Source organism: Marinimicrobium locisalis, from assembly GCF_039822625.1.
Classification (GTDB): domain Bacteria; phylum Pseudomonadota; class Gammaproteobacteria; order Pseudomonadales; family Cellvibrionaceae; genus Marinimicrobium; species Marinimicrobium locisalis.
The window spans coordinates 1-11534 of record NZ_JBDLLG010000037.1 but is presented as its reverse complement, the minus strand read 5'-3'; the positions used below and the strand labels follow the sequence as shown (position 1 = coordinate 11534).

Sequence of the window (11534 nt, the reverse complement as noted above, 5' to 3'; positions counted from 1 at the left end):
GTTGACCGATGCGCAAAAGGCCATCACATGGAAGGCGACGTATACGCCCTTTGGGAAGGCCAGCGTGGACGTTGAGCAGGTCACGAACAATATTCGGTTTCCGGGCCAGTACTTCGACAGTGAAACGGGGCTGCATTACAACTACTTTAGGGACTATGATCCGGAGACCGGAAGGTATCTTCAGAGTGATCCTATAGGTCTGCAGGGAGGGCTCAATACTTACGCATACGTCGAAGGGAATCCGTTGTCTTTTGTCGATCCTCTTGGCTTGGCTAGGTGGCAAGGAAGAATAGAGAGCATTTCATATGGCAGGTTTGGATACGGGGGTACCAAAGGCCAGATTATAGTTAAATCTGATTGTGTTGACGGTAAGCAGTGGTATGTGTGGGCTAAGTTTAGCGGGCACGGTGGTAGTGCAGGTCCTGTGGTTTCAGCCAGTGCCAGTAGAATCGAGCTCAACGATCCCTATGAAAGTGCTGACCCGATTAGCTTAACTGGTAATTTCACAATGGCTTCAAGTGGTTTTTCTACACCTCTCGGTGGGGTTACCGCATCTATGATCCAAGCAGGAATGGCAAGTTCTGACGGATTTTCATTTAGCATTGGTCTTAGTATGGGGTGGGAAGATATACATGGAAGTATTGATATCGAAAAAGCCAAAGAACTGCCCTGTGAGTGTGAATAATGTTTCTTTTTTCTTTCCTGGTCGTAATAGCAATATCGTTGTTAGATATTTATATATTGCATTTTCTAAAACGAGATTACCATCCCATCTACGAAGAGCTGGGGAGGCCGTCTCCGCTTTCTAATTCGCCCTCGAATGCTTTCTATATGATGAAGTTCTATCTATGGTTCGGGTTTATGCGACATAAATTGCAAAGGAAGTTGCTAATCTTGTGTTTTATTCAATCACTTTTGGGATGGCTGCTTTTCATTGCGTTGTTTCGGTGGTTATGGCTAATATGGTAGCAATGTGAAGAAAAGGCGACGTAATGACTTAAAGCCCAGCCGGCAACCCGGCTGGGCTTTGTGCCTTTAATCCACCTTGTCACCAGCGGCGATCAACACCAGACAGCCCTCCATCACCCGAACACTGACCGGCGTATCAATCGCAAGCCCGGCCTGCTCGAGCCAATGGCCTCTGAGTTGCAACCAGGGCACCCGGGCCTGGGATCGATCCTTGCGCCGGTAGTCGTAGAAAAGCTGTCCCATCTTGATGCGCCGGGTATGACACAACAGAAAAATACGTCACGGTTGCGGTTCCGCTAACGCCAAACTCGCGTCGGGGTTTGTAACTTGCTAAAGTGGCGAAATGCCGGGCTGTGGCCGCTTTAAGCCCCTGATAACACTGGGGTTGTGGCAAAGTGTGAGTAGGACGGGCGTCGGGCGAACTGTTCCCGGGCCAGTACTTCGATAGTGAAACGGGGCTGCATTACAACTACTTTAGGGACTATGATCCGGAGACGGGGCGGTATGTGCAGAGTGATCCGATTGGGCTTCGAGGAGGGCTGAATACTTACGCTTACGTGGGCGGGAATCCGGTCATGTACTTTGATCCACTTGGTTTAGAGGCTGTAATTGGCGTTCATCAAGCCATGCACATATCTCACGCTCACCATAATCTTCTGGGTGCGGCTCAGTCCACTGGTCAAATGTTTTCGGATGTAGTGCCAGCTGGCGATACGTATGTATTTGGGTGTTTAGCGACAGCCTGCGTGCAAGGCAATTTGTCAGGGGAAAATTACCAGTTTGGTCCTCCTGCTCTTGGAGGTGGTTTAATGTATTGCACCAAACCAGATACACTAATCCCCGAAGAAAGCTGTTCTGCAGAAGGAGAAGGTGGCCCAAATAGTACTGCAGGCAATATAGGCGGTACAGTTGGAAAATATGGGCTGGGATATACTTGGGCAAGTGGCCAGAATTGCTTTTCAATTGGAGTGCAGGCCGGTTTTCCTGGGCCGGTGATGGATGGCGGCGATGCAACAATTCATTAGGTGTTGTTATGAGTGTACTACTGTGGGTTCTGCTAACTTCTTTCGTTGGGTTTTTAGCTGCTTACGTTTGGGGTCAAGCCGCTAAATATATTGACCCGAATTATAAGTGGTTTCTCATTACGCCATTGTGGATGGTATCGGTCTTTGCCTATAGAAGTCATGGTGAAAAGATATGTGCCCAGGCAATTATATTATTTTTAGTCATGGTCGGCTTGATCTTTCTTCTTGCCAATGGGTTTGTTGAGGGGGCGGGTTATTGAACCACAAAAAGGGGGCGGGGAATGGCAAAAAGGGGACGCAATTATTTAAAGCCCAGCCGGCAACCCGGCTGGGACTTTATGCTCTTAGTCCGCCTTCTCACCAGCGGCGCTCAACGCCAGACAGCCCTCCACCACCCGCACACTGACCGGTGTAGCAATCGCAAACCCGGGCTGTTGGAGCCAATGCCCCCTCAGTTAGATGCAGGCCACTTTGACCTGTGATCGATCCTTGCGCCGCTAGTCGTACATCATCTGTCCCATTTTGATCCGCCGGGTATAACACTCCGACGCTGAGACAGGCGCCGCATACGCCGCCTCACGCGGAAAACCGGGGAGCTCGGTGGCTGACCGCCGGCTTTCTGGTTTTGCTAGGCATAGGAGTGGGCTGGGCCACCGGCTTTCGCTATTTCCCGGTGGCCAACGGCGCGGACCAGTGGGCGCTATTTTTGATCGGTTTTGGCGTGGCTCACTTTCCGGCGGCGTGCGTTCTTTTTCTCAAGCACTTAAAACAGAGCGAGACGGGGCGGTAAAACCGTTAAATACAGCGTTGCGAACCACAGGTGCCATTCTAGGGAGGCAAGCCCCAGCTTCCGCGCACGATCAGCGCGGCCCTAATGCATCTAGCGTTACCCTTCCTCTGACTGGCGCCTATTCAGTAACGCTCGAAGCGCTATAAAGCTTGCGAAATAAAGGGCTCCGAATACGGCGATATCAATGAAAAGCTTTGTTCCATCAAAGGGCTCGGTAAAGGGGCTGTAGCTGAATCCAACGAAATGAAATATCAACCTTGAACCGATATAGGCCACGATAAACGGCACGATCAAAAGCGCCCGAGATTTTCCGTTGTCTTTTTCACTCATAGCTTTCCTATTTATTTACTTGTTTTTCAGTACCGACTCACTGACGCGCGTCAACTCTCGAGCCTCCCGCCGACTTTGCTAAAAGACCGTTGTATTTACAACATTAATGGTCACTGTGCTCTTGGTTCCATTGGATGACCATCTTCTCAATCTCTGGCCCTAATTCGTAAGGCTTACCATAACTGTTGGTGAGGGCCACAATATACAAGTCAATCTCTGGGTAGTGGGCGTCGTAGGCAATAAACCCATTGATACCGCCACCGTGAACAACTTTCTTAAGGCCGTCTTGTTCCTCAAGACGAAAACCAAGGCCGTAACCAAAAGGCTCGCCATTATTGGCAACACCAGAAGTAACCATCTCATCGTAATACTGGGCCGGAACCACCATTCCTTCGGCTAAACTAGCTCTCCAGTTCAGGAGATCGTTAACTGAAGAGCATAATCCGCCGGCGGAAAAAGGAGGTTTCATGCTGATATAATCGGCATTTACCCATTGTTCCTCTTCCTTCTGGTATCCGGAGGCTCGGCCAGGAATGAGTTTGGTTTCATCGCAATAGTAGGTGTTGTTCAGTGACAGTTTATCGAAGATGTTCTTCTGAAGATAATCTTCATAGCCTTCTCCTGAGACCGACTCGATGATTAAACCCAAAAGATAGTAGCCAGAGTTGCTGTATCCCCACTCAGCCCCTGGCTTAAACTCCAGATCTCTATTTATAAATAGGCGCACCAGCTCCTGGTGGGACAGGTCTTGGGTCATTTTTTCCCCAAACACCTCCATGGCCGTATAATTAGGGATGCCGGAGGAATGGTTCAAGAGGTTCCGAACCGTTACGGCGCTCCACCGGTCGGCTTTGTACGGTAAGTATTGGTTGATGGTGTCATCCAGCTTTAACTTTTCCTGATCGACCAGCTGTAGAATAGAAGCGGCGGTAAACTCTTTGGTTATAGAACCCACGCGATACACAGAGTCGCTACTGGGGCTTAGTGAGTGCTCTAGGTCTATATAGCCCAAATTGTTCTCGTACAATGTCTCTCCCTTGAAAACAACCTTAAGGGAGAGCGCAGGTGAGTGTCCCTCAGAGAAGTGATCAGTTACAAGAGAATCAATATCGGATTTGATGCCCTTTCCCAAAGCGTTAATCGATAGCACCGTTAAAACGAGGGTGCGAGAGAGGAATATTAAAATATTTGATTTTGACACTCTCTTTTCTCCTTTACTAGAGTCTGAGGGAATAGGGCGCTTGAGATGGTGCATTCTAGCTCAGTCTGCTGGCGTTGAGTATGCCGGCGTATCCTGAGCGGTTTTGCATTAGATGTCGCACCCTGAATATTGACAATTTGCCCAGTGAGGTCGCCACTGTCAACTTCTGTTTCCTGCTGGAAGTTCAGATAGAATGTTCCCTCGCGGGCCGACATGAAGTCTATATAGCCCTTGACGGGCACTAGTTCGCGAGCTTTGGGCCTGCCCAACTGTTCAGCGTAGAGGCCGATGTTTCCGGATTTCAGGAACGCCAGCAGTCCTTCCTGCAACTCCGCCAGAGTCCTAGACAGTTCGGCCGCCGGCCATTCCTGACGGTAGTCGTATAAACATTCCTGAAATGTCGCCTCTTCGTGAGCACTCAGCCACAGGAGGTAATCGAGATTGCCGTGAAACTCTCCCATCCTCAATCAACCATCTCTTCTATACAGCGGCGCATGCCAGGGGGCGAGCTTGACAGGAACCAACAACTGAAGGTTGTGTAGTGCTTCGCTTCATTCCTTAATGTAAGTGTTTGCTTAAGCGTCGCGCTAAACGGCGGCAATGGAGTCGCGAAACGGTTGGCATTTGAGCGCTTTGCACTAAGCCAATACCTTAATGGCCAAATCGGGATCTCGGATCTAAATTGCTTGTTACATTTTTCGCAGATCATATGTCGTATAAAAATATTTTTAGACGGAAACTTCCGCATGGACCTGCCGCTGCTTTCGGTGGCGAACTGGTGTGCTGGTTATGTATCTTCTCACTAATCTTCAAACTCTTTCTCCCAAACCACACCTTCAGAAGATATCGATAACACTGGCACGGAGTTCAGCAGCGTCCAGTGGGGATCTGTTGAGGAATCATACTCCTGTATTTCGTAGTTCCTACCGCATCCCTTCCAGCTGGCGCAGGGACATCTATTCGGTTCGCTGTCCTAGTCTATGTTCGCGCGACGCCTGCGTACCCAATATTCCATGGTAGATTTGCTGACTCCCATGGCCTCGCAAGCCGCTTTCAATGTGTAGCCCTGGTCAACCACAAGCTGGGCTGCTTCCAAGCGGAGCTCGGGGCTGAAATTTCTCGTTTTTTTCATTATATCCACCTGACTTTCTCTGTGAGTGATAATACACTCAAAATCAGGTGGCCAGAACCACTATGCCACTACACTTTGCCCCGTGCGGACCCGCAAGCAGGGGGTGTGGGGAAAACACCCGTCCTTAACTGATTAAATACGACCCGCTTTCAGCGCTTGATTGATGGAATGTTGTGCCACAAGCTTGTGAAACGGCTTTATAAATGCCATATACACCTTGCCCGCCCCAGTTTTCATGTTGACTAAGGTAGATATTGCGAATTCCTGGTCGGAAAGTTTGAGTACTGATAGCCACATATCCATGTTCTTCTCGTAGGCAGTGCAAACAACCTCGACGTCAGATGCCGCTTCGATTGTCAAGAATCCGGCATTCTGGCCTGCTTGGATCTCCTCTAGCCCAATGCTCATGCTCGTGTTGCTGGCAGAGAATCCGACTAGCTTCACTACCGAGTTCCTGGCTTTCAGCGCCAACTGAACCGAAATAGGGAGATGAGCGAATATGCTATGGTAAACCTGTCTAGCCCCCAGAGCTTCTTTTCTAACTCTAACTCGAAAAGAGTCTCGGTAAAATGCGCCGAGTTCCCTTCCATATAGGGCTGTTTCAGTGGGAAAATCAATTTCTGTGATCAAAGTACGATCCTCTTACAGCACCGTGATAGTAGAACGACGAGGTGACTGAATCGTCCCCCACCCAGGTCCGGATATGCGGAACTCTCGAATCCGGCTCTTCCGTTATATCGTTGCCCCGGTAACGCACAGGCCCTCAGCAACAGTCGACCGAAATGTGGCCTTTGTTACGCGATGAGAGGAGCCAAGCATTTGCATGAGTTATGTAATCCTCGTCAGCCAGAGCATTTTATTCTCGGAGTCAGCGGTCCGACGCAGGGACCAAAGCCGCCTTCGCCTAACACTGGTTACCTGCACTTCCGATTAAGCCAACCGCTTTCGAGGACCGGAGATAGAGTTGACCCTCGGTAATGAATCCAGCAAAGGGTTTCTCCAGCCAGCCGCCAAGAATCAGGATTGGGGACTCGTTGACTGCTTGGCATTGTAGGCGGAAAGCCAGACAAACACTAATGCCAAAAGGGCCGGCAACGCTTGAGAGAATATAATGGTGAGCTTGGCAGTCAGCCCGCCGAACACACCAGCAACAATTATGCAGGCGAGGAAAAAAACTTTAACATCCAGCCGCCCTGACCATAAGCCCCAGATTAAACCTACTGCCAGAAACCCGTTGTACAGGCCTTGATTCATAGCCAGCACCGCCGAAGACGCGGACTCTTCCGGGGACATCGAAAAAATTCCACGGCCCACGGGATGGTCCCAGAAAAACATTTCCAAAACCAAAAAACCGAAGTGGGTCACTACTACTAAGCATACCAGGGTCGTTGCGATTTTTTTCATTGTTGTACTACTCCTCGATTCAAGCCATGAACTTAAGGGCACCTCTATTTTTCACCGCAATACCGGATGACGGGCGCCCGTGGTCTGGAATTACTTCGCGCCCCTCCTAATGATTAGTTTCGAGCATGGTTCTGCTCCTGAACAAGTTCGACGACTGGGGGATTATTCCAATTTCAGGTGATTTTTAGAGGTCCCCTTAATATTGTTGGATTCTACTTTCGGTAGGAATTCCTCACCGCTTGCCGCTTCCTGTCGTGCCGATGACGTTTATCTCTTTAATATGGCGGTAGGGGTCTCACCCTTTTTCATTTTTTCAGTTCAACATGCCTGTCTCGTTAATTGGAAGGGGCAATGTGACGACAATACATGCCGAGCATGTCAGCTTCTTTCCATGGCTTTGTAGAATTCAGAATATAATCGGCGCTGCGAGCTTCTAATAAAGAAGCTAGGTGCGAGCCTCAGGCTATGCAGCTTTAAATCAGTTAGCAGATTACCGGGGAGGTGGGCCAGCGCACCATACATGCTAGATTGTCGGGCCAGGGCTTTAACTCGACGAGTTCTCTGCGTAAGACGTTGAACAATCGCGTCTCGATCCAGCCCCGTACAGCGTATCGCAGACACTAAAGTAGCACTGTCTTCAAACGCCAAAGATCCGCCCATTCCTAGGTTTGGGAGCATTGGATGGGCCGAATCGCCAATCAATATTTCCTCATTATTACCTTCCCATTTGACCGGTCCCTGGAATATCGCGTGTAGCAATACATTCGTGCCAGTAAAATTCGCGTTCGCCGTTTGTTCACCGATAGGGCCAAACCGGCCCACCCTCGCCATAATTTCTGAAGGCGGGATCTGTTTAGCTTCATTAAGGCTCATTCTGTTCGCTGCCAAAAATATGTAGCACTGTTTTTCCGATAAGGGAAAGACCCCCAGGCGCCATTGACCATCATGGAGCTCGTAACCTGTTTGCGACGGAAGTGAGGCATCCACAGTCCAGCGCCATACCATTTGGCTAGACTGGTTAATGAGCTTAGGTTGATCAAGGTCAGTGCGTAGCGCAGTGTTCGCGCCACTTGCTACAACAATTAGCGCCGTATCAATTTCGGTGCCATCGTTAAGCGAGATATGATGGCGTACAGGTGAGGCTGACGCGAAACTGTCTACATGACACCCAAAGAAGACAGTTTCTGTGTGAAGATTGGTTAGCAAAATCTCGTGGAGTTTGCGCCTATGCACACTGATCACCGGGCGGCCTACCTCACCTATAGGGACCTTCACGATGGAATCGTTCCTGGGGCTGCCAAAACGCATCTCTGTGAGCCCACACCATTCGCGGTCGTTGCCCGGAAATGGCACTCCCAACGTTTCCAGTGCGACAGCACCGGAGGGGTGTATCAGTATTCCCGCTCCAGAGGCTGAGGCAGCAGGTTTCTGCTCCACGATAGCATAAGAAACGCCGATCTTCTCCAGTCCATTGGCCAGGCTCAACCCCGCTAGCTCTGCACCAATTATTACCACATCCTTTTTTAGAGTCATAAATACAGAGAACCATTTTTTAGTAAACTTGGTTTCGAATAACAAGTGCAATTTCCTAAGGAGGACGGCCAGCTGATATAGTTCGGCGCTCTCCCGACCAAAGGAAATCGCACAATGAACTACAAACAGCTGACCGCAGCTGAACGATACCAGATTGAGAGCTATTTGACAGCCGGATTCACACACAAAAACAGGTCGCAGAGGCGCTTAACAGAAGCCCCTCCACGATCTGCAGAGAGTTGTCGAGGAACCGAGGGCTGAGAGGGTACAGGCCCAAGCAGGCGCATCAACTGGCCACTAACAGGCGGGAGAACGCCGAAAAGGCCATCAAACTCACAGGAGAAGTCGCTGACTGGGTGGAGACCCTGATTCGCCAAGAGCTCAGCGCTGCTTACATTGCCAGAGAGCGCGGTGTGAGCCTTCATCACGAGACGATTTACCAGATGATACTGGCGGATAAAGCTGAGGGCGGAGACCTGTACAAGAACTTGAGAATCATGAGTAAGCCGTACCGGAAGCGGTACAGGAGCTATGATAACCGAGGCCGGATACGGAACCGTAAAGGCATTGATGAACGCCCTGCCATAGTAGATCGTAAGAGTCGGCTGGGTGACTGGGAGGGCGACACGATCATAGGAAAGGGGCGCAAAGGGGCCTTGTTGACCATGGTAGACCGGAAGAGTCTCTATGTTGTGGTAGGTCGACTGACGAGTAAAAATGCCATAGCGCTGGCTGACGAGCTTATAGAACGATTTGCCGAGCTTGACCCGCCCTTGGAAACGATCATGTTTGATAACGGACTAGAGTTCGCCGAGCACGAAAGGCTAAGCGAAGAGTTAGATGTGGATATCTACTTCGCTCATCCCTACAGCTCCTGGGAGCGCGGGGCTAACGAGAACACGAACGGGTTGATCCGACAATACTTTTCCAAAGGGATGGATTTGACGGCGGTGACGGACGACGACATCCAGTTTGTAATGGATAGGTTGAACAACCGCCCCAGGGAGACGCTAGGGTGGAAAACACCAAACGAAGTTCTATGGGGGCAGTCAGCAGATTTGCTGGCTGCATGATCGATTGCACTTATTACTTGAATCCAAAGTATGTTTCACGATCCTGTTGGTGATAAGTCGCTAGGTCTCGCTTCAGGCGCGCATAATCGCTTGCGATTCGCTCATCTAAACTCAGAAAGTTCCGAAATTTGATGCGTTCGTTCCATAGGGGGCTTTCATGCTCAATACCACCGTGACACCATTCTCCAGCTATAGCGATTAGACGGCTTCTTTCGTCCTCTAACTTTGATGGCCAAGACGGGTCGTATTCTTCCAAAACTATCGATGCTCTTTTCATTCGATGGAGCCTCCCTGTGTTTATGATGCTAACGTTAAGCTAAGCGGCGCGTTTTTTAGCTCCGCTGGAGCTCTTTGTTAGCCTAAAGACCTTGTGATGCGAGGTAGATTTGTGGCTTCATTCTTGCGCCTGCTGCGCGAAGACAAATTAAGTAGTGCTTACCGCCGTTTTTCAGGTGACGTATAATGGCCCCGCGCGCTTGTTTGCTTGCCCACTTTATAACGTTTCCTGCAACAAACGGACGAGGAACCATGTCCATGTAGCGGCTGCAAGACTCACTGGACTGCAATAGCTCTCCAAATAGCTCAAGGACCTTTAGGTTAATGTTCCAGCTATTGGCTTGCGCACCATATATGGTCGACAAAAACTCTCTAAAATCCTGCTTTTCTTGCTCGGTAATAGGCTCCATGATAGATCTCCTTTATCGAAGTTGAGAATCTGCAACAACACTATTGATGTACTTGTTGTCATCATCACCTTTATAGGTGACTTCGAGAACAAAGCTCAAAATGTTTGACAAAATATATATTTGCCGACCGTCGCCATTGTCAAAGTAATAGAACTCAAGGTCGCTTGGTGAATTCGGCCGGTGCACTTCATTTTTCAACCCCTCCAAAAATCTTTTCTCTTCATCTGACGTCGGGTTGCTGAAAACACTTTTGAAGAAGTCGTAGGGGGACTTATTTGAGCCGATAAACTCTACTTCGTTCTGATCTATCCACCGATACACGACTGAATATTCTGGCGCCGAAATTATCATTGCGTGCTCGTCAAGAAGTACTTTCTTATAACTTTCCGGCAGCGGTACCGATACTCTACCTTTAAGGATCAGCTCTTCCCCCGTACTCGCTCGTTCGACGCCAGCTTCGTGCTTTATGTTATTGGTTTGGCACCCATGTATCGTAAGCACCATTATTAGTAAGACTATAATGTCCCTTGCAGTTTTCATCTGTACAGTTTCTCCTATTTAATTACGCGATGAATGTTCTGAATAAGGCTAACGCCCTCAATATGCGGCAGCCCTGGAGGAGCGCCAGCGACGGAGGGGCTGTCCGTCCCTGCTTGCTGTGGCGAACATGTTTGCTTTGTTATGGCTTGCGCTCTATTATGTACGGAATTTCCGTACGTTTGAGGTGAGCCATATGGACTCTGTTAGTGTAAACCGGTTCAGAGACAACCTAAAAGCCTTTGTAGAACAAGCAGTTAGCAACCATACCCCGCTGAAAGTGACTCGGCGCTCTGGCGAGGCTTTTGTGGTAATGAGCGCCGACGACTGGGAGCGGGAGCAAGAAACCCTGTACGTGCTTCAGAATAGCAGCCTGATGCGACAATTGGCAGAGTCTGCCGCTACCCATACCCAAGGCACTGGATATACTCCCAAGGAAGAGGAAATCAATGAGATCACTCGTCTTTGAAGGTAGCACTTGGGCGACTTATGAGCAGCTTCGCGAAAAGGACAAGAAGCTGCACAAAGCACTTCGCAAGCTGCTAAAAGAAATGCTCCGAGCCGACCCGGCATCGGGCATTGGCAAGCCCGAGCAACTAAAGCACAGCCTTTCAGATTTCTGGTCCCGGCGAATCTCTCAGAAGGATCGTGTGATCTACAAGTTTGACGATCACTACGTCTATATTTTTGCCATCGGCGGCCACTACGATCAAAAGCCATAACGCTATGCGTAACCCGGGGGCTGACGCGATTGTTGAACGAAGCCGCTACGCGGCAAAGTTAGAATTCGAGAGCTGAGATAATTCCCCTACGTGCTTATACCGAGCACGACAACTAGAGGAATTATCTCATGC

At 49.6% G+C, this 11534-nt stretch carries 17 protein-coding genes and 1 pseudogene; 6 read left to right on the top strand and 12 right to left on the bottom strand.

Annotated features, from left to right (window positions below):
* A partial coding sequence (locus AAE514_RS17795) for an RHS repeat-associated core domain-containing protein (RefSeq protein ID WP_347332912.1) occupies positions 1-685 on the top strand: 685 nt, incomplete at its 5' end.
* Positions 686-1035: 350 nt separating this feature from the next.
* On the opposite strand, the gene AAE514_RS17790 is transcribed toward AAE514_RS17795, so the two are convergent.
* Positions 1036-1212 (bottom strand): SymE family type I addiction module toxin, encoded by a 177-nt coding sequence (locus tag AAE514_RS17790; RefSeq protein ID WP_347332911.1) that lies wholly within the window; start codon positions 1210-1212, stop codon positions 1036-1038.
* A 179-nt stretch (positions 1213-1391) separates the two neighbouring features.
* Here AAE514_RS17790 and AAE514_RS17785 point away from each other — a divergent pair, with 179 nt between their 5' ends.
* Both AAE514_RS17785 and AAE514_RS17780 read left to right on the top strand, forming a co-directional pair.
* Positions 1392-1994, top strand: a complete 603-nt coding sequence (locus AAE514_RS17785; RefSeq protein ID WP_347332913.1) for an RHS repeat-associated core domain-containing protein — start codon at positions 1392-1394, stop codon at positions 1992-1994.
* Between the two features lie 8 nt (positions 1995-2002).
* Complete coding sequence (locus AAE514_RS17780) at positions 2003-2254, top strand: hypothetical protein (protein WP_347332910.1); 252 nt, start codon at positions 2003-2005, stop codon at positions 2252-2254.
* 84 nt (positions 2255-2338) lie between these two features.
* On the opposite strand, the gene AAE514_RS18635 is transcribed toward AAE514_RS17780, so the two are convergent.
* From AAE514_RS18635 to AAE514_RS17745, 8 genes are all read right to left on the bottom strand, one after another.
* Positions 2339-2449, bottom strand: a complete 111-nt coding sequence (locus AAE514_RS18635; protein ID WP_430623919.1) for a SymE family type I addiction module toxin — start codon at positions 2447-2449, stop codon at positions 2339-2341.
* Between the two features lie 431 nt (positions 2450-2880).
* Entirely contained in the window at positions 2881-3114 is a 234-nt protein-coding gene (locus tag AAE514_RS17775; protein ID WP_347332909.1) for a hypothetical protein, read from the bottom strand.
* Positions 3115-3217: 103 nt separating this feature from the next.
* Positions 3218-4315 carry a serine hydrolase domain-containing protein gene (locus AAE514_RS17770; protein WP_347332908.1) on the bottom strand — a complete coding sequence of 366 codons (1098 nt, stop codon included), beginning with the start codon at positions 4313-4315 and terminating at the stop codon, positions 3218-3220.
* Positions 4294-4776 carry a hypothetical protein gene (locus AAE514_RS17765; RefSeq protein ID WP_347332907.1) on the bottom strand — a complete coding sequence of 161 codons (483 nt, stop codon included), beginning with the start codon at positions 4774-4776 and terminating at the stop codon, positions 4294-4296. The genes AAE514_RS17770 and AAE514_RS17765 overlap by 22 nt, the downstream gene beginning before the upstream one ends.
* A gap of 512 nt (positions 4777-5288) precedes the next feature.
* Positions 5289-5447, bottom strand: coding sequence for a transposase (locus AAE514_RS17760; RefSeq protein ID WP_430623918.1), 159 nt, complete (start codon positions 5445-5447; stop codon positions 5289-5291).
* A gap of 132 nt (positions 5448-5579) precedes the next feature.
* Positions 5580-6077 carry a DUF2867 domain-containing protein gene (locus tag AAE514_RS17755; RefSeq protein WP_347332906.1) on the bottom strand — a complete coding sequence of 166 codons (498 nt, stop codon included), beginning with the start codon at positions 6075-6077 and terminating at the stop codon, positions 5580-5582.
* A gap of 387 nt (positions 6078-6464) precedes the next feature.
* The gene (locus AAE514_RS17750; protein ID WP_347332905.1) at positions 6465-6851 is read right to left on the bottom strand and encodes a DUF1304 domain-containing protein; all 387 of its coding nucleotides are present in this window, start codon (positions 6849-6851) and stop codon (positions 6465-6467) included.
* A gap of 378 nt (positions 6852-7229) precedes the next feature.
* Positions 7230-8429 carry an FAD-dependent monooxygenase gene (locus AAE514_RS17745; RefSeq protein ID WP_347332904.1) on the bottom strand — a complete coding sequence of 400 codons (1200 nt, stop codon included), beginning with the start codon at positions 8427-8429 and terminating at the stop codon, positions 7230-7232.
* 69 nt (positions 8430-8498) lie between these two features.
* Between AAE514_RS17745 and AAE514_RS17740 the strand changes: the two are divergent.
* A pseudogene (locus tag AAE514_RS17740) lies at positions 8499-9457 on the top strand (IS30 family transposase).
* Positions 9458-9470: 13 nt separating this feature from the next.
* Here AAE514_RS17740 and AAE514_RS18630 read toward each other — a convergent pair.
* From AAE514_RS18630 to AAE514_RS17730, 3 genes are all read right to left on the bottom strand, one after another.
* Positions 9471-9734 (bottom strand): GrpB family protein, encoded by a 264-nt coding sequence (locus tag AAE514_RS18630; protein ID WP_430623917.1) that lies wholly within the window; start codon positions 9732-9734, stop codon positions 9471-9473.
* An 82-nt stretch (positions 9735-9816) separates the two neighbouring features.
* Entirely contained in the window at positions 9817-10143 is a 327-nt protein-coding gene (locus tag AAE514_RS17735; RefSeq protein ID WP_347332903.1) for a hypothetical protein, read from the bottom strand.
* Positions 10144-10155: 12 nt separating this feature from the next.
* The gene (locus AAE514_RS17730) at positions 10156-10683 is read right to left on the bottom strand and encodes a hypothetical protein (RefSeq protein WP_347332902.1); all 528 of its coding nucleotides are present in this window, start codon (positions 10681-10683) and stop codon (positions 10156-10158) included.
* 193 nt (positions 10684-10876) lie between these two features.
* On the opposite strand from AAE514_RS17730, the gene AAE514_RS17725 reads away from it, so the two are divergent.
* Together AAE514_RS17725 and AAE514_RS17720 are read left to right on the top strand one after the other, a co-directional pair.
* Positions 10877-11149: a type II toxin-antitoxin system Phd/YefM family antitoxin gene (locus AAE514_RS17725; protein WP_347332901.1), complete on the top strand. Its 273-nt coding sequence runs from the start codon at positions 10877-10879 to the stop codon at positions 11147-11149.
* Positions 11130-11402 carry a Txe/YoeB family addiction module toxin gene (locus tag AAE514_RS17720; RefSeq protein ID WP_347332900.1) on the top strand — a complete coding sequence of 91 codons (273 nt, stop codon included), beginning with the start codon at positions 11130-11132 and terminating at the stop codon, positions 11400-11402. The genes AAE514_RS17725 and AAE514_RS17720 overlap by 20 nt, the downstream gene beginning before the upstream one ends.
* The last annotated feature ends 132 nt before the right edge of the window (positions 11403-11534 follow it).